We start from the raw sequence: 18,299 nt of genomic DNA on the forward strand, positions 1-18,299 counted from the left end.
ACAATCGCTATGGAATGGACCGACGTTCTCAATCGGATCGCAGCGGGAGAAGACCAATTCACCGAGTTCAAGCCTCACTTCCGGGACAAGGACAAGGTTGGCAAGACGATCTGTGCGTTCGCGAATACCGAGGGAGGTCTCGTCGTCCTCGGGGTGAGCGACGCTCGTCAGGTCATTGGGGTCGCCGAGGACAGCGAGCAGGTCCAGGAACGCTTGACCTCCTTCCTGCAGACCGGGTGCAGTTCGCCGGTCAGTGCGCGTCTAGGTCGCCACGAAGATCCTGGCGGCTGGATCCACTGGATTGAGGTACCGCGTCAACGCGGATTCGAACCGATGCGCTACGACAGCCGGGTCTGGGTGCGCCGGGGTCGCAGCACTGTCGAGCCCTCACCGTCGGAGCTGCAGGATCTGTACAACCTGTTCGGCTACATACTCACCGAGGAGCGAGCGATCGAAGCCGCTTCGAGCGGCGACATCGATTTCGGCACCTTCCGTGCGTTCCTGCGGCAACTCGGCATCGAGACCACCGAAGGTCCTCAACCTCACGCTGATGACGACTTGCGCAATCGAAGCGTCCTAGTTGACGTCGGCGGCCAGCTGCGACCAACGCTGTATGGAGTGCTGGCATTTGGCGCCGAGCCGCAGCGCTATCCCCAGACTGCGAATTTCCGAATCGAATGCGCCGCTTACGCAGGCGCCGACCGTGCCGCACCTCCCCTCGTCGTCACCGGTGCCACTGGGCGACTCGATGAGCAGTTGACTCGGGCACTCGCTTGGTTCCAGACGCTTGGACGCTTCGAGACCTACCGCGAGCTCCTGCGCACAGATCGCTACCTGCTTCCGATCGAAGCACTGCGGGAGGCCTTGACCAACGCAGTCGCGCATCGCGACTACGCGATTACCGGGTCCAAGATTCAGCTGGACGTATTCGAAGACAGCGCTGAGCTGACCAGTCCGGGCTCGCTTCCAAACCACATGACACCCGACAGTGTTCGAGCAGGGGGGTCAGCGCGTTCTCGCAACGAGTCCATCGCCAACTATCTGCTGACGATGAGGTTCATGGAACAACGCGCCCGCGGCTGGCCGCTCATGCGCGCCGCAATGCGAGACTTCAACGGAACCGAGCCAGAACTGGATCATGACGCCGACGCAAGGTTCGTCCGAGTCACGTTCCGCCTCGGAGGCACCAGCCAATGAGCCTCCGTCATGGAGCCGAACGCTTCGGTCCTGCTTCAGCGGTGCAGTGTTGAGTTGCCCATTCGCGCGACGCAGGCTGTGCACCCTTCATTGACCTCGACGGTCGATCCGTCAGGACTTGAAGCGCTTGGTCGGCAGGTGCGGGCCGATGTAGCCAACGTGCACCTTGCCGGTCGCCCCTCGCGTGTCGTCGTGAAAGTAGAGCCGCGGCGCCATCGATCCGTTGGCCAGCTTCAGGTGCGACTGCATGACGGTTCGACCCGAGGGGTCGACGCCCACCGAGACCGGCAGCAGGCGGTGCTGGCGCAGTTCGGGGCGTCGCATCACCTCTTCTGACTCGTTCATCGCCAGTTTCTTGGCGTTGGCGAACCAAGCACGCTCGTGCTTGCTGCGGGCACACCAGTCGCGGAAGTCGCCGAAGTCGGCGCCCTTGTGCGCGTACACCTCGAGGGCGAGCAGACCGTCGAACACGCTGCGAGCCCATGACCTGGATTCGATCGCCCTGTCGAGGTCGGCGATGCGGTTCTCGGCCTCAGGTGGGATCTCGACCTTGCGCAGATTGATGCGCGCCAAGGAGAGCGCTTGGCGGATGGACGTCACCTGCGGATACTTGGTGTGCGACGGATCGGCATCGGGCGATGCCGCCGTGCCGGTGGCCATGAGGACCCTGACGGTCTGATCACGCGATTCCTCCAGCAGTTGGTGCAGTTGCTCGACCCGCTGCTGGGCCATCTCGAGTTCTTCAAGCACGTCGTAGAGCTGCTCGGACTGCTCGTCACGCTCGACCCGTGCCGCTGTTCGTTCCTCGCGAGCTTGGTAGAGGGCGGCCCAGACTGCTTCTACCTCGGCCTCGAGGGCTTCGGCCCGTTCGGCTGCATCAGTGTCCGGAGAGGGTTCGTGCCGCTCGCGTCGATCACCCAGCAGTTGGCGGGAACGGCGGTAGAGCTCGGGAGGCTCACGGTCGACGAGCGTCGACTGCAAGAGGCGGCCGAACCAGCGGCCCGTCTCATCGGGATCGCTTCGCACGAACTCCGCATCAAGCGTCCGGTGCCGGTGCGGCTCGTGCTCGCCCGGCAGGTAGAGCCGGGCCTCACCGGGTTGCACGTCGAGTTCGGGACCCATCGCTACTTGGAAGGGATTGATCGTCTGCGCCGGCAGCACGTAGACGCGGGCCAGACCTGCGAGTTGGCGAGCTGTTGTACGAGCCCGGTCCATCGTGGGGCCTGGCCCGTCGAGGTAGTCGTGCGCCATGACGACGCATGGCATGACCCTGTCCGCTCCGCGCAACGCATTGGCGAGCGGCACGACCGACTGGCGGGTCGGCTCGACCGCAATCGGCCGCGTGCCCATCCGTTCCGCTGCAATCCTCGGCCGGCCGCCTCCCCGTTCGGCATCGTCGAGCAGCGTGCACACCAAGTCCTGGACCTTGCTGATGCTGACCGCCGCGGCCGGTTCGTGCGGTATCTCCACATCGACCCACACCCAGCCGTCCGTGCGATTCGTCAGCACCCGCAGGACCACCACGGACGAATCCGTCGGTCCCTGCTGGTCCAGCTCGAGCAGTGTCTCAGAGGCACCGCCGTGCGCGGCCGTCTCCCGGCGCAGGTTCACCTTTGATTCATCAGCGGCGATCTCGCCGCCAAACCCGTTCGGCTGATCGTTCGGGACCGATTCCCCCGATGCAGGCGGCTCTGCGGTCGCACCGGTCTCGCCGCCGCCGAGCTGCGGATGGAGCGTCCGAGCCCACGCCCGGAACGTGCGGGCGGTGAGCTCGTGCAGACCGGGACGGTCGTCGTTCCACATCGCCCGGTACACCACCGGAGTCGCAGTGGGTCGCATCTGGCCGGAACTCATGGGGCTGCCCCAGATATGAGGGCTGGTGCCACCATGCCGGGCTGCGATCTTGCCGGTGGGACCGGGGTGCCCCCGGGGGCATCCCCGACGGCCACGGCTAGCCCTGTTCGTAGATCGGCGTGATGAGGGCCCGGGCCAGCGTGGTGCCGAACATGTTGAACCCGCAGATCGCCGGCGAGACGTTCTCGTCGATCGGCAGCGCGTCGACGCTCAGAGCGTGCACGGCGAACATGTAGCGGTGCGGGCCGTGACCGGCGGGAGGCGCCGAACCCAGGTAGCCGTACATCCCGGCGTCGTTGCGAAGCTGCTTGGCGCCGGCGGGCAGTCCGCTGCCCTCGGCATCGCCGGCGCCTGGAGCCAGCTCTGCGCACGACGTCGGGATGTCGTACACCACCCAGTGCCAGAAACCGCTGCCGGTCGGCGCATCGGGATCGAAGCAGGTCACGGCGTAGCTCTGGGTTCGGGCGGGAGCGCCGGACCACGCCAGATGCGGGGACCGGTCCTCGCCGCCGGCACCGAAGATGCCCGAGACCTGTGGCATCGACAGCGTCTGCCCGTCCGCTACGTCGTCGCTTCGCACCTCGAACGACGCGACTGCGGGGAGAAAGTCGTACGGGCTGGGAGGTTGTGGCATCGTCGCCGCCTTTCTGGACCTGACCGGTCTCATGATGGTTGGCCGGTCATCGTGGAGTGCAGCGTGTGCGCGGCACCAGGACCTGCTCAGAGGCCCTGCGTGTGTCCGCGCGGTTGCGCTCGGTCAGTTGACACTATTCGTTGCAATGTGCTAGACAAGCCGTGTGCTCATTGCTTGGAGTGCGAGTGCGCACTCTGGGCTGCACATCACACAACCCAAACTGACAGACCAAGGACCGGCCTGCTTCTGCGGGCCGGTTCTTGGGTTGGGTGGCTTGGCCCGTGGGCTGCCAGCTCCGCGACCGGCGCAACACGGCGCGAGGCCTCGCGCTGCCGCCGCATGATCTGATCCTGCAATCGGTTGCAGAATCGGGGCAGACTGGCTGCAAGCGCGTTGCCGGAGGTGGCGGCGCCGCCCGGAACATGACTGGAGACGGCGTGACGCTTGACAGCCCGACATCGGACCGCCACCTGTCTTCGCCCCAATTGTCTTCGCCTTGGTGGACCGACGCCGTAGGCTACCAAGTGTACCTGCGATCCTTCGCCGACTCGAACGACGACGGCGTCGGCGACTTGGCCGGCATCCGGTCCAAGCTGGGCTACCTGAGCGACCTTGGCATCGATTTCATCTGGGTCACGCCCTTCTATCCCACGCCCGGGCATGACTGGGGCTACGACGTCGCCGACTATTGCGACGTCGACCCGCTGTTCGGCGATCTGGCCGCCTTCGACGCTCTGGTAGCCGATGCCGCCGATCGCGGCATCCGCGTCGTGACCGACCTAGTGCCCAACCACACGAGCAGCGCTCACCGATGGTTCCAAGCAGCGCTTGGCAACGCCGGCGAGGCCGAGCGGGCGCGCTGTCGGGAGTACTACATCTGGCGGGATCCTGCCCCTGACGGCGGGCCGCCGAACAACTGGGTGGGCTACTTCGGCGGTCCGGCATGGACGCTGGAGCCAGAGTCCGGCCAGTACTACCTGCACTTGTTCTTGGCGTCGCAGCCGGACCTGAATTGGCGCAACCCCGTGGTGGCCGACGAGTGGGACGAGATCCTGCGGTTCTGGCTGGACCGGGGCGTCGCCGGCTTCCGCATCGACGTGGCCGGCGGCTTGGTCAAGGACGCCGAGCTGCGCTCGAACCCGCAACTCCTGCCCATCCCGCCCTGCGCCTCCCGCTGGGAGCAGTGGGACTGCTTCGAGCATCTCTACGACGTGTTCCAGCCCGAGAGCCAAGACGTGTTCCGGCGCTGGCGGAAGATCTGCGATGAATACGGGGCATTCCTGCACGGCGAGACGTACCACCTCGACCCGCGAGGAATGGACGACCTGCTGCCGCCCGACGGCATGCACGGCGGCTATTGGTTCGCTCCGATGCACATCGACTGGGAGGCCAGCGAGATCCGCAGGACGCTCCGCGGCCCGTCGAGCGGTTTGGCCGACCGACTGCTGTGGGCGATGAGCAGCCACGACATGCCGCGGGCGCCGACCCGCTTCGCCTCAGAATGGGACGCCGACCGAGCCGCAGGGACCTCCCAGCATTGGGGTGCAGCGCGCACGCTTGCCTTCAACGTGCTCGCCGCATTCCTGCCCGGAACTCTGGTGCTGTACCAAGGCGAAGAACTCGGGCTGGCCGACGGCGAGGTGGCGGCTGAGGACAAGCTCGACCCCGTCGGTCCCGACGATGACGTGAGCGCCGGGCGAGACGGCTGCCGCACGCCGATGCCTTGGGGCGACGGCCCGCACAACGGATTCTCGGCCGCCGAGCCGTGGCTGCGCTCTGCCGAGCGTCGGGTAGGCGAAACGGTCGCCGCCCAGTCAAGCGACGAGCGGTCGTGGCTGGGGGCGTACCGGGCGCTGCTGGACACCCAGCAGCGGTCGCGGCCAGCGCTGGTGGACGGGCCTGCGGGCGGCAACGACGCCGTGGAGTGGACCGACAGCGGCCGCGGTCCGGTCATCTCGTACCGCCGCGGCCGTATCGGCGTCGCAGCCAGCGTCGGCGACACCTCCCACGAAGTGGAGATCCCGGCCGCCGCCACCGTGCTCTACGACTCGGCCGCTGCAGGCCCCCACCCCTACGGCAGCGCAGCCGGCCCCAACAGCACCAGCCGGTCGAACCGGACCTACCTGCTCGCCCCAGCGAGCGCCGTGGTGTGGCGAGAGCGACCAACGCCATGATTCGGATCGGCGATGCTCTGAGTTCCTCAACGGGCAAGCCGATTGGATGGTCGGCTAGGCTTCGGCAACCGGGTCTGCAAGTGCTTGCAACATGCACGGGCGCACTGTTTGGCGACCCCTAGGGAGGAACACATGAGAAACCTCAGCAACAGACGCACCCGACTCCATTGGGCGCGTCTTTGGGCCATCGCTTTGGCGTTCGGCCTTGTCGCAACGGCATGCGGGAGCGGTGACGACGAGGACACCGAAGAACCACCTGTCACGACCGAGGCGATGGCCGACGACATGGACGACATGGACGACGACATGGACATGGACGACGACATGGACATGGACGACGACATGGACGACATGGACATGGACGACGACATGGACATGGACGACGACATGGACGACGACATGGACGACGACATGGACGACATGGACGACATGGACGACATGGACATGGACCTGTCTGGCACACGAGTCACCGTCTTCGGTCCGGAGTCAAGCGAGCAGGAAGCCGGTGCCATGCAGGACGCCTTGGACGTGTTCGCTGCCAAGACCGGTATCGAGATCGTCTACACCGGTGCCCGCGACTTCTCTGATCAGATCAACGCGCAGGCCGCAGGCGGCAACCCGCCCGACATCGCCGTCTTCCCGCAGCCAGGCAAGATCGGCGATTTCGGCGCGGAGGGATGGATTCTTCCCATCCATGACGATGTGAAGGCATCCGTGGAGACTCAGTGGCCTGCAGGGACGTTGGACACCGTGACATTCGGCGGCACGCTGTGGGGCGTCCCCAACAAGACCGACCTCAAGTCGATCGTCTGGTACAACACCTCTATCTTCGAAAGCGGCAGCTATTCGACACCGGAATCGCTGGATGAACTGCAGGCCCTCACGCTTCAGATGATCTCGGACGGCGTCACGCCGTGGTGCGTCGGCATCGAGTCCGGCCCCGCAACTGGATGGCCGTTCACCGACTGGATGGAAGACTTGGTCCTGCGCCTCGAAGACGAGAATGTCTATGACCAGTGGGTCGCCGGCGAACTGCCGTTTGCCGATCCGCGCATCACCAACGTCGCAGAATTCGTGTTGGCGCTGTGGAACCTGCCCGGCGCCATCTACGCAGCCGGCGGCTCGGTTGCTGCCACCCCGTTCGGCGACAACGGCGAGCCATTGGTGGCCGGCGACTGCGCGATGCACCGCCAAGCATCCTTCTTCGCAGCATTCCTGCCGGAGGGCACAGGCGTCGGCCCGGGCCAAGAAATCGATGTGTTCTACTTCCCTGCCGACGCAGCCAAGGGCAACCGCCCGGTGCTCACCGCAGGTACGTACGTCTCGGCCTTCCGTGACGCGCCCGAGGTGTGGGCGGTGATGGAGTTCTTCGGCAGCGCCGAATACGCCGAGGCCCGCCAAGCTGCCCAAGCAGATCGCCAAGGCGGTGGGCAGTCGGGCTTCCTGTCCGCGAATCTCAACCAAAATCTCAGCGTCTACAATGACCTTGAACAGTCGTTTGTCGAGATTCTCCAGACAGCCAGCCCGGCGCGTTTCGACGGCTCCGACCTGATGCCGGCCGCTGTCGGTGCTGGTGCCTTCTGGACAGAAGGCACCAGTGCCGTCAACGGCGACAAGTCGATCGCAGAGGCATTCGCCGCTATCGACGAATCTTGGCCGCAATAGCCGGCACTCGCCGTTGATACACGGCTGAGCGAGAGTTCGCATGGGCGGGGGCCGATCCAGAGATTCTGGGTCGGCCCCCGCCGCGCTCCGCTATCTGTGGGCATCGGCGGAGTGGACGGGCTGGGAGCCTTGCGAAATGACCATCACCCGACTGCAAGACTGAACCGATGGGAGCGTTAGGGGGTGCGCTGCTGGGCGTGGTGATCGCCATCGGCGGCAGCGCAGCGCTGTTCTTCGGCGCAAATTGGCTCTTCGATCTCGCGGCCAGCCGCTGGCGCATCTTTCTCGCCACCTCGGGTGCGCTCATCGGTGCTGCGATCGGTGCCGCAGTGAGGGGCAACTGGGCAGTCACCGAGCCCGGCCTATTGCTCTTCTGGGTGCTTGCCAGTGGCCCCATGTGGCTTGCAGCTCTCGTTGGCGCCGCCATAGGCGGTGCTCTGGGCCTCCTGGCGAGCCTGCTGGGCACCCCCTCCAACGAAAGGCGGAATCGCCTGTCCGAGCGGGGGCGCTTGGTCACCTTCCTAGGGCCTGCGCTGGCGTTCGTGGCCCTCGGCTTGGTCATCCCCCTCATGCGCTCGATCTACCTGTCGCTGCTCGACTCGCGGGCCGCCGAATGGGTGGGACTGGCTAACTACGGCGAGATCCTGACCAACTCCAAAAGCCTGGACCTCAGCGACTGGGCCGAGATCTTCACCAGCCGCCTCTTCTACGCCGCGCTGGCGTTCGTCGCCGTCGGCGTGCTGATCGGCATGGCGGCGGGCCGTCGTCGCGGCCGCAGGATGGAACCGATGCCCGGCTCGATCGGACCCATCGCCATCGGGCTGTTCGTGCTGTCGTTCGCGGTGTTCACCACGCTGCGGGGCACGATCATCAACAACCTGTGGTGGGTCGTGGTGGTGACCGTGCTGTCGACCGGCCTCGGCCTAGCTGCGGCGGTGCTGGCTGACCGGACCCGCTGGGAGTCGATTGCCAAGAGCCTGATCTTCCTGCCGATGGCCATCTCGTTTGTAGGCGCCGGGATCATCTGGCGGTTCATGTACATCGCCCGGCCGCCCCAGAAGCCGCAGACGGGGTTTCTCAACGCCGTGTGGGTGGGGTTGGGCAGCCTGCGACCGCGCACCACCGGCGCGTGGGTTGCGGTGGCCATCCTCGCCGCCGTCACCGCTGTGGCGGTTCTCTTCTGCGCTTTCGGGGTGCGGCAGCGCCAGCCGGCCATCGCCATCGGCTCGGCGGTCACAGCCATCCCGCTGCTGTGGCTGATCTACCGATTCGTGGGTCCCGGACTGGGTGGCTCGGTGCCGGGTCCCAACGGCGAGCCGATCGCCGGAACGATTCTTTTCCTGCAGGAGGCACCGTTCAACAACGTGTGGCTCATGGTCGTGCTCATCTGGATCCAGACGGGGTTCGCCATGGTGATCCTCTCGGCGGCCATCAAGGCCGTGCCCGCCGATCTGCTCGAGGCAGCCAAGGTGGACGGCGCCACCGAGCAGCAAACGTTCTGGAACGTCACGATCCCCACGATCATCCCCACCATCACCGTGGTCGCGACCACGCTGATCGTGCTCGTGATGAAGGTGTACGACATCGTGAAGGTGATGACCAGCGGCAACTTCGGCACGCAGGTCATCGCAAACGAGATGTGGCAGCGGGCGTTCACCGAGCTGAACTTCGGCCTCGGCTCGGCGCTGGCGGTCGTGCTGTTCCTGGCGGTGGTGCCGGCCATGGCGTTCAACATCCGCAGGATGCAGCAGGCGGACGCATGAGCACCGTGACCCAGACCGCCGTGGGCACCGTGGACCGCGCGGGCAAGCTCGTTTACGGCTTCCTGCGCCGCATCCCCACCTGGGTGCTGTGGGTCATGGTGATCGTCTGGAGCATCCCGGCGACCAGCCTGTTCCTGAACTCGTTCCGCACCCGGGACGCGCAGCGCGATTCGGGCTGGTGGGAGGCATTCAACGAAGGCGGATGGACGCTCGCCAACTACTCCGAGGTGCTCGGCACCGAGCAGACCGGCGGGCTGGCCCGGGCGCTGGTGAACTCGTTCGCGATCGCCATCCCGGCCACGGTCATCCCCGTTGCGATTGCCGCGATGGCAGCCTACGCCTTTGCGTGGATCCAGTTCCGGGGCAGGGAATGGCTGTTCATCGCGTTCGTGTCATTGCTGGCCCTGCCGAACCAGGTGGCATTGCTGCCGCTCCTGCAGCTCTACTCAAACGGGGCCCACTGGACGATCCCGGGCACCGAATTCACGCTCACGCTGTTTCCCGATTTCGGCCTTGCCGGCAGCGCCACGGCGGTGTGGCTCACTCACACCGCCTTCGCCATGCCTTTCGCTGTCTTCCTGTTGCACAACTACATCTCGTCGCTGCCGGGCGAGCTGCTCGAGGCGGCTCGCATCGACGGCGCCGGACACGTCACGATCTTCTGGCGACTCGTGGTGCCGCTGTCGGTGCCGGCACTCGCAGCGTTCACCATCTTCCAGTTCTTGTGGACCTGGAACGACTATCTCGTGGCCATCACCATGATCGGCGCAGAGGGCGAGAACTGGCCTGCCACCATTCGCATCGCCTCGCTCGCTGGCGAGTTCGGCCTGCGCGAGCATGTGCTGTCCGCTGGTGCGTTCGTGCAAGCGGGCGTGCCGCTGATCGTCTTCTTCGCACTGCAGCGCTTCTTCGTGCGGGGACTGCTGGCTGGTTCTGTGAAATCCTGAGTCGTCATGGGAACAACATCGAATCTGGTGCGAACCGAGCCGCGGAGTCTGGGTGCCGACGGCCCTACAGTGGGGCCGCTGGCGCTGGGCCTGTGGCGCTTCACCGACACCGGCCAGAACGCGGCGCTGATCGAAGCCGGGCTGGATCTGGGCATGAGCCTGGTCGACATCGCCGACGTGTACGGACTCGACTGGGGCGGCACTGGCTTCGGCAGCTGCGAAGAGAGGCTGGGCACTGTGCTGGAGGCCCGGCCGGACCTGCGCAACCGGATGGTGCTGGCCACCAAGGGCGGCATCATCCCGCCGGTGCCGTACGACTCGAGCGCTGTGGCGTTGCGCGCCGCCTGCGAGGCCTCGCTGGCGCGACTGGAGACCGACCGCATCGATCTGTACCAAGTGCACCGGCCCGACATGTTCACCCACCCGGCCGAGCTGGCGGACACCCTCGACACGCTGGTGGCTGACGGGCTGGTGGGTGCGGTCGGGGTCTCCAACTACACGCCAGCACAGACCCGGGCGCTGGCCGCGCATCTCGACGCACCGCTGGTCAGCACCCAGCCCGAGTACTCGGCCGCCTGCCTGGATCCGCTGCGTGACGGCACGCTCGACCTGTGTGCCGAGACCGGCATCGTGCCGCTGGCATGGAGTCCGCTTGGCGGGGGGCGACTCGTCGGAGCAGGCTCCTCGGCCGGGGTGCGCCCGGAGTTGATCGCTACGCTGGACCGCCTCGCCGAACGGGAGCAGGTCGACCGGGCCGCCGTGTGCGTGGCCTTCGTGCTGGCCCACCCGACCGCACCGGTCGCCATCGTGGGCACCCAGCGGCCCGAGCGGCTCACCTCGCTCCAGGCAGCCCTCGGCGTTCATCTCGACCGCAACGATGTGTACGACATCGTCGAGGCGTCGGAAGGACGACCGCTGCCGTGAGCGGCGGCACACCCTCCGCCGGCCGGCCGATGCGCTTCGGCGTCATCGGCACCGGAATGATGGGCATCGAGCACCTCGCCAACGTGATTGCGCTCGACGGCGCCGAGATCGCCGCTGTCTGCGACAACTGGGAACCCTCGCTGAAGGCTGCGCAGCACGAACTCGCCCGAAGCGGGCTCGACCCGGTGCCGGCGTTCGACCACCACCACGACTTGCTCGATGCAGGCCTGTGCGATGCGGTGATCGTCGCAACGCCCAACCATCTCCATACCGACATCGTTCTGGACGTGGCGTCGGCCGGTCTGCCCCAGCTCGTGGAGAAGCCGCTCGCCACGACGTTGGAGGACTGCCGCCGGATCATCCGCGGCGTCGAAGCGCTCGGGCCAGCGGCACCGCTCGTGTGGGTGGGCCTCGAGTACCGCTACATGGCGCCCGCGGCCGCGCTGATCGAACAGGCGCATGCCGGGACAGCCGGGCAGATCCGCATGGTGTCCATCCGCGAGCACCGCTTCCCCTTCCAGCCGAAGGTGCGTGACTGGAACCGGTTCAACTGCAATACCGGCGGGACACTCGTCGAGAAGTGCTGCCACTTCTTCGATCTCATGCGGGTCATCGTTCCGAGCGAGCCGGTCCGTGTCATGGCCTCGGGAGCCCAGGACCTGAACCATCTCGACGAGTGCTACGGAGGCGCAACTCCCGACATCTTGGACAACGCGTTCGTGATCGTGGACTTCGTGTCGGGCGCTCGGGCCCTGCTGGACCTCTGCATGTTCGCCGACGCCACCCGCAATCAGGAGGAGATCTCGGTGGTGGGTGACGACGGCAAGCTCGAGGCCCTCATCCCCGACGATGTGGTGCGGACCGGCGTGCGCTGGCGCGACTGGATCGGCAACGTGGCGGAACAGTCGGTCAGCAGCACCGCACCGGTGGTCGGCCGCCATCACGGCTCCTCATTCATCGAGCTGAAGCGCTTCCGGGATGCCGTGGCGGATTCGGCACCGGCCGAATGCACGCTCGCCGACGGGCTGTGGTCGGTGGCGATCGGACGGGCCGCACATATCTCGATCGACGAAGGCAGGCCAGTGGAGATGAGCGAGCTGCTCACGCCCGAGGAGCTGTGCGCGTGACTGCGGCGCAGCTCGCGGAGCCGCGGCCATGAGCACAGCGCCGGAGGTGGCCTGGTTCTCCGCACTGTGCGACGACGACTACGAGTTCTTGGGCGTGGCCGACCCGACGCTGGCCAGCACGTGGGAGCACTGCGCCGACATCGTCACCACGGCGGAGCGCAACGGCTTCGACAACGTGCTGCTGCCCTCGGGCTACACACTGGGCATCGACGCCACGGCATTCGCGGCGGGCATCGCCACACGCACCCGGCGCATCAACCTGTTACTGGCGGTGCGCATGGGCGAGCTGTGGCCGCCCCAGCTCGCGCGCCAGCTCGCCTCCATCGACCAGATGGCACGCGGTCGGCTCACCGTCAACATCATCTCCAGCGACCTGCCCGGCGCGCCGCTGCCCTCGGGACCCCGCTACCAGCGAACCCGCGAATACATGACCGTGCTGCGAACCTTGCTCGACGGCCGGCCCGTGGACTTTGACGGCGAATTCGTCTCGGTCCAGCTCGACCCGCCCCGCGTCGGCACTGTGAGCGGCCGCTGCCCGCCGTTCTATTTCGGCGGCTTCTCCGACGACGCCAAGCACACCGCAGCGGTGGCGGCCGATGTGTTCCTGACTTGGCCCGACACCGTGGCGGGTGTCGCGGCGACGGTCAACGAGATGCGTGAGCGTGCCGCGGCAGAGGGGCGTGCGCTGAAGTTCGGCCTGCGGTCCCACGTGGTCGTCCGCCCCACCGAAGCGGAGGCCATCGACGCGACCCGCCGCCTAGTGAGCCAACTCGACGACGACACGGGGGCTGCGATCCGGGCGCGGGCCCTCGACTCGGCCTCGGTCGGGGTACGGCGGCAAGCCGAGCTGCGCGACAGCGCCGACGACAACGGCTTCGCCGAGGAAGGTCTGTGGACCGGGATCGGCCGGGCCCGCAGCGGCGCCGGGGCGGCCATCGTGGGCGATCCCGATGCGGTCGCTGCCAAGCTGGACGCCTACCGGGCAGTCGGCATCGACGCGTTCATCCTGTCGGGCTACCCGCACCTCGCGGAGTGCGACCTGTTCGGCCGCTTGGTGCTGCAGACCATGGCGCACCGCAAGCTCTGGAACCCCTGAGCCAGCAGCAGGCCGTCGAACTCAGCCGCGGATGGCGGCCTCGGTCTGGGGGTCGAAGAAGTGCAGCTCGTCGACGTCCACGCTGAGCTCGACCGCTGAGCCGGGACGGGCGGTGCTGCGAGGGTGAACCCTGGCAATGACCATGCGGTCCTCGATGCCCTCGAGCGCATCGGGGTCGCCGGCCTCCACCGAGGGCGCATCCAGACTGAAGTGCAGCAGCAAGTCCGAACCCAGGGCTTCCGACAGCGACACCTCGGCGCGGAGGCGCGGCCGGCCGTTCTCGCCCACCACCGACGCGTCCTCGAATGCTTCGGGTCGGATGCCCACTACCACCTCGGCACCGTCATGGGCGCGCAGCGCCGGTCTCGTGTCAAGCACCGTCTGGGGCAGCTCCAGCGTCTGCGAGCCCAGTTGCAGCCGCCAGCCGTCAGTGCCTGAGGTGAGTGTGGCCATGCGCAGGTTCATCGAAGGCGCGCCGATGAAGCCGGCCACGAAGAGATTGTCTGGGCGCTCGTAGAGGTCGGTCGGGCCGTCCACCTGCTGCAGCAGCCCGTCCTTCAGCACGGCAACCCGATCGCCCATCGTCATCGCCTCGACCTGGTCGTGGGTCACGTAGATGGTCGTGGCGCCCAGCCGGTGCTGCAGGGCGGTGATCTCGGCCCGCATCTGGACCCGCAGCTTGGCGTCGAGGTTGGACAGCGGCTCGTCCATCAAGAACACCGCGGGGTCCCGCACGATGGCGCGTCCCATCGCCACCCGCTGTCGCTGCCCGCCCGAGAGCTGCGCCGGCTTGTTGCCCAGCAGCGGCTCCAGCTCGAGCAGGCGGGCAGCCTCGCCCACCCGCTCCGCGATCTCGGCCTTTCCCACGCCGGCCAGCTTGAGGGGAAAGCCGATGTTGCGAGCCACATCGAGGTGGGGGTACAGCGCGTAGCTCTGGAAGACCATCGCGATGTTGCGATCCTTGGGCTCGATCTCGTTCATGCGCTCGCCGTCGATCAGCAGCTCGCCGTCGCTGATCTCCTCCAGCCCAGCCACCATGCGCAGCGCCGTGGATTTGCCGCAGCCTGACGGTCCCACGAGCACCAAGAACTCGCCGTCGGCGATGTCGATGTTCAACTCGGTGACGGCGACGAAGCCGTTCGGGTACTTCTTCGTCAGCCGGTCGAGGGCGACGGTCGCCATATGACCCCCATCTCGGGCACGCACGCCTGCTCGGCTGAGGCTAGTCCGCAAGCGGCTACGGACGTGTCGTGGGGAGGCTGAGCCCAGGGCCCGAGTGGGCTGCGGGATTCGACCCCTCTGCGCCCGTGGCAGAATTCGCGCATGAGTGATCGCGACCTTGCCGCGGAAACCGCCGAGCCGTTCCAGGCCGATCCGCATGCCGAGCGTTCCCGCCTGCTCGCTGACCTGGCTCAGGCATACCGCCTGTTCGGGACGCTGCGCTGGGGCGAACTGGGCGACGGCCACATCACCTGCCGCGACCCGCTGCGCACCGACCACATGTGGCTGCTGCGCTGGGGCGTGCCCTTCGAGCGGGCGAACATCGACGACCTGGTGCTGGTGGCACCCGACGGCATTGCCGCCGATCAGGACGGCCGGCCGGCACTGATCAACAACAGCGCCTACCACATACATCACCCGATCCATGAGGCGCGACCCGACATCGGCGCCGTCGCCCATACGCACACCCAGTGGGGCACGCCGTTCTCGGCTGAGCGGCGCATGATCGAGCCGATCAACCAGGAGGCGACCTGCTTCTTCGAGAACCATGCGCTCGTCGACGAGGTGGTGCAGGTCCTCTCGACCGATGGCGGCAAGCGCATCGCTGCCGCGCTGGGCGACTGCCGCGCGATCATCCTGGCCAACCACGGGCTGCTGACGGTCGGGGCGAGCCCGGCCGACGCGGTGGGCTGGTTCGTGCTGGCCGAGCGGGTGGCCGAAGTGCAGATGAAGGCCCGCGACGGCATCCCGATCTCTGCCGAGGCGGCACGCACCGCGCAGGAAGACCTGACCGAGGGCGACTTCGGCTGGAACCTGTTCGGATGGGCGACCCACCGCCACCTGCCCCACGAGTTCGCCTGAGCAGTGACCGACCCTGCCGCGATCGGCAACGGCGAAGCTGAGTTCCGAGAGCCCGGCGCTGCAGGTGACAGCCGGCTGGGGCCGTCCCAGCGCGCCGCGTGGCTGGACGAGCTGAGCAGCGGCCCCCTCGACGGCTGCGTCGATGTCGTGGTCATCGGCGGCGGCGTCACCGGCGCAGGATGTGCACTTGACCTGGCGCTACGAGGCCGCAGCGTGGCCTTGCTCGAACAGCGCGACCTGGCATCGGGCACATCGAGCCGCTCGTCGAAGCTGATCCACGGCGGTCTGCGCTACCTGCAGCGGCTCGAATTCGGCCTGGTGTCGGAATCGCTCAAAGAGCGTCGGCTGCTGCTGGGCCTGCTGGCCCCTCACTTGGTGCGGCCGGTGCAGTTCCTCTACCCGATCCGTCGGGGTTGGCGCGAACGGCTGCGTACCGGGGCGGGCATCCTGCTGTACAGCCTGATGGCCGGATCGGGCCCGCACGCCATCGGTTCGCACCGGCACTTCGGCGCCCGCGGAACCCAGCAGCTGGCGCCTGGTCTCCACGGCAAGGTACGCGGCGGCATCGCCTACTGGGACGGCCAGACCGACGACGCCCGGCTGGTGGTCGCGATCGCCCGCACGGCCGCAGCGCATGGGGCGCGCATCCTCACCTCCACCCGCGTCCAAGAATTGATCGTCACCGACGGCGCAGTGCGGGGCGTGATCGCCCACTGCGGAGAGACCGGACGCACACTCAGGCTCGATGCCGATGCGGTGATAAACGCCACCGGTGTGTGGACGAGCCAGATCGAACAGCTCGCCGAGCGAGACTCGCCGCAGGAGAACAGCTCGCGGACCCGCATCCGTGCCTCTAAGGGCATCCACCTGCTGGTCCCCAGGGACCGCATCGACCTCAGCTGCGGGCTGATCGTGCCCACGCCGCCGAGCGTCCTGTTCGTGGTTCCGTGGGGGGATCGCTGGATCATCGGCACCACCGACAGCGACTGGGATCTCGGCTACGCCCACCCTGCCGCGAGCAGCGCCGACATCGATCTGCTGCTGCAGCGCCTCAACGACGTGCTGGCCGATCCGATCAGCCGCGACGACATCTGCGGGGTGTACGCGGGCTTGCGCCCGCTGGTGGCCGGCGACAGCCCGTCGGACGCCGAGCAGTCGGCCAAGCTGAGCCGTGAGCACACCATCACCCGGGCGGCGCCGGGACTCGTCTCGGTGGCCGGCGGCAAGTACACCACCTATCGGGTCATGGCGGCCGACACCGTCGAGACGGCACTCGCCGAGGTCGAGGCTGCCCGCGGACGCACGCCGCCCAAGTTCGCCCGCCGGCGACGAGACGCCGCAGCCCGCCGGTCCGCCACCAGCGTGACGCCGCTGGTGGGTGCCGCTGGTTACGAGGAACGCCGGCGCCGCCAGGACGAGATCGCCGCGAGCGCTGGCATCAGCCGGGCCGCCGCGGTGCATCTGCTGGAGCGCCACGGCGACCGCATCGATGAAGTGGTCGAGCTGATCGCCGAGCAGCCCGACCTTGCAGCGCCGCTGGCCGAGGGCCATCCGTACCTGCGTGCCGAGGTGACCCACGCCGTGCGCAGCGAGGCCGCGCTGCATCTCGACGACGTGCTGACGCGGCGCACGCGGCTCTCCGTCGAGTCGTGGGATCGGGGCGCCGACGTGGCACAGGACACCGCCGAGCTGATGGCCGCCGAGCTGGGTTGGTCGCCCGAGACCATCGAGCGCGAAGTGTGGCACTACCACGCCCGCGTCGAGGCCGAGCGCGAGAGCCAGACCCGGCCAGATGATCAGACCGCCGATGCCGTCCGCCTCGGCGCCCCCGATATTCGCCGCTAGCAGGCTGCTGAAGTATGCAGGTCTGGCGGGAAACGCAAGCCCCTGACCTACGGGTTTGCAACTGGAGACCGCCCGAAAATCGACTTTTTCCGCATCCTGCTAGAGGGCCGATCGGCCGCGAGCCCAAGCCCACGCCAGCCGCCTCCCTCTAGATTGACGCAATGGTCGTCGAATACGAAACCCAAGAACGGATTGCGTTCTTCACCTTGAACCGGCCTGAAGCCCGCAACGCCATCAGTCACGAGGTCTCTGCCGCGATGGAGGCCCACCTCGATGCATTCGAGGCCGATCCTGAGGTGTGGGTCGGCATCTTGGTCGGCACGGGCACCGTCTTCAGCGCCGGAGCCGACCTGAAGTCAGTGGCGCAGAAGAAGCCCATCGAGACAGAGAAGGGCGGCTTCGCCGGGCTGGCCCGCTACCCCCGCACCAAGCCGCTCATCGCCGCGGTGGACGGGGCGGCGTTGGCCGGCGGCCTCGAGATCGTGCTGTCGTGCGATCTGGTGGTGGCCTCGCCCCGCGCCCGCTTCGGCATCCCCGAGGTGAAGCGCTCGCTGGTGGCGGCCGCCGGCGGGCTGTTCCGCCTGCCGCAGGTCGTGGGCCGCAACGTGGCGCTGGAGCTGGCCATGACCGGCGACCCGATCTCGGCAGAGCGGGCGTTCCAGCTCGGCCTCGTCAACGAGATGGCCACAGACGGCGAGGTGGTCGAGGCGGCCGTCGCCTTGGCGGACCGGATCATCGCGAACGCGCCCAGCGCGGTGCGCGAGAGCCGCGCCGTGGTGCTCGAGAGCCATGCACGCTCCGAGGACGACGGTTGGGAGATCACCCGCGATCACTTCCACAACATCTTGGGCACCGAGGATTTCCTCGAGGGGCCACGGGCGTTCGTCGAGAAGCGCGATCCTGTGTGGACTGGTCGCTAGTGCGATATCCACAAACGTTCGCGCGCTTGCGAGCCTAAGATCTGCCCGCAGTTCCAGTGTTTTGCTTCGGT

14 protein-coding genes are annotated in these 18,299 nt (G+C 67.3%); 11 read left to right on the forward strand and 3 right to left on the reverse strand.

Features of this window, described 5'->3' with window-relative positions:
* The first annotated feature begins 9 nt into the window (after window positions 1-9).
* Window positions 10-1,197, forward strand: a complete 1,188-nt coding sequence (locus ACOGXQ_RS11575; RefSeq protein ID WP_419943823.1) for an RNA-binding domain-containing protein — start codon at window positions 10-12, stop codon at window positions 1,195-1,197.
* 111 nt (window positions 1,198-1,308) lie between these two features.
* On the opposite strand, the gene ACOGXQ_RS11580 is transcribed toward ACOGXQ_RS11575, so the two are convergent.
* Both ACOGXQ_RS11580 and ACOGXQ_RS11585 read right to left on the reverse strand, forming a co-directional pair.
* Window positions 1,309-3,051 carry a hypothetical protein gene (locus tag ACOGXQ_RS11580; protein WP_419943824.1) on the reverse strand — a complete coding sequence of 581 codons (1,743 nt, stop codon included), beginning with the start codon at window positions 3,049-3,051 and terminating at the stop codon, window positions 1,309-1,311.
* 97 nt (window positions 3,052-3,148) lie between these two features.
* On the reverse strand, window positions 3,149-3,685 hold the full coding sequence (locus tag ACOGXQ_RS11585) for a YbhB/YbcL family Raf kinase inhibitor-like protein (protein WP_419943825.1): 537 nt from the start codon (window positions 3,683-3,685) through the stop codon (window positions 3,149-3,151).
* Between the two features lie 524 nt (window positions 3,686-4,209).
* Between ACOGXQ_RS11585 and ACOGXQ_RS11590 the strand changes: the two genes are divergently transcribed.
* The 7 genes from ACOGXQ_RS11590 to ACOGXQ_RS11620 all read left to right on the forward strand — a co-directional run bounded on the left by ACOGXQ_RS11590 (window position 4,210) and on the right by ACOGXQ_RS11620 (window position 13,381).
* The gene (locus ACOGXQ_RS11590) at window positions 4,210-5,859 is read left to right on the forward strand and encodes an alpha-amylase family glycosyl hydrolase (RefSeq protein ID WP_419943826.1); all 1,650 of its coding nucleotides are present in this window, start codon (window positions 4,210-4,212) and stop codon (window positions 5,857-5,859) included.
* A 132-nt stretch (window positions 5,860-5,991) separates the two neighbouring features.
* Window positions 5,992-7,524 (forward strand): ABC transporter substrate-binding protein, encoded by a 1,533-nt coding sequence (locus tag ACOGXQ_RS11595; RefSeq protein ID WP_419943827.1) that lies wholly within the window; start codon window positions 5,992-5,994, stop codon window positions 7,522-7,524.
* Window positions 7,525-7,691: 167 nt separating this feature from the next.
* Window positions 7,692-9,287, forward strand: a complete 1,596-nt coding sequence (locus ACOGXQ_RS11600; protein WP_419943828.1) for a carbohydrate ABC transporter permease — start codon at window positions 7,692-7,694, stop codon at window positions 9,285-9,287.
* Window positions 9,284-10,234 (forward strand): carbohydrate ABC transporter permease, encoded by a 951-nt coding sequence (locus tag ACOGXQ_RS11605; protein ID WP_419943829.1) that lies wholly within the window; start codon window positions 9,284-9,286, stop codon window positions 10,232-10,234. Before ACOGXQ_RS11600 ends, ACOGXQ_RS11605 begins: the two co-directional genes overlap by 4 nt.
* A gap of 6 nt (window positions 10,235-10,240) precedes the next feature.
* Entirely contained in the window at window positions 10,241-11,158 is a 918-nt protein-coding gene (locus ACOGXQ_RS11610) for an aldo/keto reductase (protein WP_419943830.1), read from the forward strand.
* Window positions 11,155-12,285 carry a Gfo/Idh/MocA family protein gene (locus ACOGXQ_RS11615; RefSeq protein WP_419943831.1) on the forward strand — a complete coding sequence of 377 codons (1,131 nt, stop codon included), beginning with the start codon at window positions 11,155-11,157 and terminating at the stop codon, window positions 12,283-12,285. Before ACOGXQ_RS11610 ends, ACOGXQ_RS11615 begins: the two co-directional genes overlap by 4 nt.
* Window positions 12,286-12,313: 28 nt before the next feature.
* On the forward strand, window positions 12,314-13,381 hold the full coding sequence (locus ACOGXQ_RS11620; RefSeq protein WP_419943832.1) for an LLM class flavin-dependent oxidoreductase: 1,068 nt from the start codon (window positions 12,314-12,316) through the stop codon (window positions 13,379-13,381).
* 21 nt (window positions 13,382-13,402) lie between these two features.
* On the opposite strand, the gene ACOGXQ_RS11625 is transcribed toward ACOGXQ_RS11620, so the two are convergent.
* Window positions 13,403-14,563: an ABC transporter ATP-binding protein gene (locus ACOGXQ_RS11625; RefSeq protein WP_419943833.1), complete on the reverse strand. Its 1,161-nt coding sequence runs from the start codon at window positions 14,561-14,563 to the stop codon at window positions 13,403-13,405.
* Window positions 14,564-14,704: 141 nt separating this feature from the next.
* Between ACOGXQ_RS11625 and ACOGXQ_RS11630 the strand changes: the two genes are divergently transcribed.
* The 3 genes from ACOGXQ_RS11630 to ACOGXQ_RS11640 all read left to right on the forward strand — a co-directional run bounded on the left by ACOGXQ_RS11630 (window position 14,705) and on the right by ACOGXQ_RS11640 (window position 18,228).
* Window positions 14,705-15,463: a class II aldolase/adducin family protein gene (locus ACOGXQ_RS11630; protein ID WP_419943834.1), complete on the forward strand. Its 759-nt coding sequence runs from the start codon at window positions 14,705-14,707 to the stop codon at window positions 15,461-15,463.
* Window positions 15,464-15,538: 75 nt separating this feature from the next.
* Window positions 15,539-17,308, forward strand: coding sequence for a glycerol-3-phosphate dehydrogenase/oxidase (locus ACOGXQ_RS11635; RefSeq protein WP_419947382.1), 1,770 nt, complete (start codon window positions 15,539-15,541; stop codon window positions 17,306-17,308).
* Between the two features lie 161 nt (window positions 17,309-17,469).
* Window positions 17,470-18,228 carry a crotonase/enoyl-CoA hydratase family protein gene (locus ACOGXQ_RS11640; protein WP_419943835.1) on the forward strand — a complete coding sequence of 253 codons (759 nt, stop codon included), beginning with the start codon at window positions 17,470-17,472 and terminating at the stop codon, window positions 18,226-18,228.
* Window positions 18,229-18,299: the final 71 nt, after the last annotated feature.

The sequence above is a fragment of the Candidatus Poriferisodalis sp. genome (genome assembly GCF_965208485.1).
GTDB lineage: Bacteria > Actinomycetota > Acidimicrobiia > Acidimicrobiales > Poriferisodalaceae > Poriferisodalis.

What these genes read in the sequence shown, in the direction of transcription:
- ACOGXQ_RS11605 (WP_419943829.1), top strand. Translation starts at nt 9,284, where the DNA reads ATGAGCACCGTGACCCAGACCGCCGTGGGCACCGTGGACCGCGCGGGC.
- ACOGXQ_RS11600 (WP_419943828.1), top strand. Translation starts at nt 7,692, where the DNA reads ATGGGAGCGTTAGGGGGTGCGCTGCTGGGCGTGGTGATCGCCATCGGC.
- ACOGXQ_RS11625 (WP_419943833.1), bottom strand. Translation starts at nt 14,563, where the DNA reads ATGGCGACCGTCGCCCTCGACCGGCTGACGAAGAAGTACCCGAACGGC.
- ACOGXQ_RS11595 (WP_419943827.1), top strand. Translation starts at nt 5,992, where the DNA reads ATGAGAAACCTCAGCAACAGACGCACCCGACTCCATTGGGCGCGTCTT.
- ACOGXQ_RS11630 (WP_419943834.1), top strand. Translation starts at nt 14,705, where the DNA reads ATGAGTGATCGCGACCTTGCCGCGGAAACCGCCGAGCCGTTCCAGGCC.
- ACOGXQ_RS11585 (WP_419943825.1), bottom strand. Translation starts at nt 3,685, where the DNA reads ATGCCACAACCTCCCAGCCCGTACGACTTTCTCCCCGCAGTCGCGTCG.
- ACOGXQ_RS11575 (WP_419943823.1), top strand. Translation starts at nt 10, where the DNA reads ATGGAATGGACCGACGTTCTCAATCGGATCGCAGCGGGAGAAGACCAA.
- ACOGXQ_RS11610 (WP_419943830.1), top strand. Translation starts at nt 10,241, where the DNA reads ATGGGAACAACATCGAATCTGGTGCGAACCGAGCCGCGGAGTCTGGGT.
- ACOGXQ_RS11620 (WP_419943832.1), top strand. Translation starts at nt 12,314, where the DNA reads ATGAGCACAGCGCCGGAGGTGGCCTGGTTCTCCGCACTGTGCGACGAC.
- ACOGXQ_RS11640 (WP_419943835.1), top strand. Translation starts at nt 17,470, where the DNA reads ATGGTCGTCGAATACGAAACCCAAGAACGGATTGCGTTCTTCACCTTG.
- ACOGXQ_RS11580 (WP_419943824.1), bottom strand. Translation starts at nt 3,051, where the DNA reads ATGAGTTCCGGCCAGATGCGACCCACTGCGACTCCGGTGGTGTACCGG.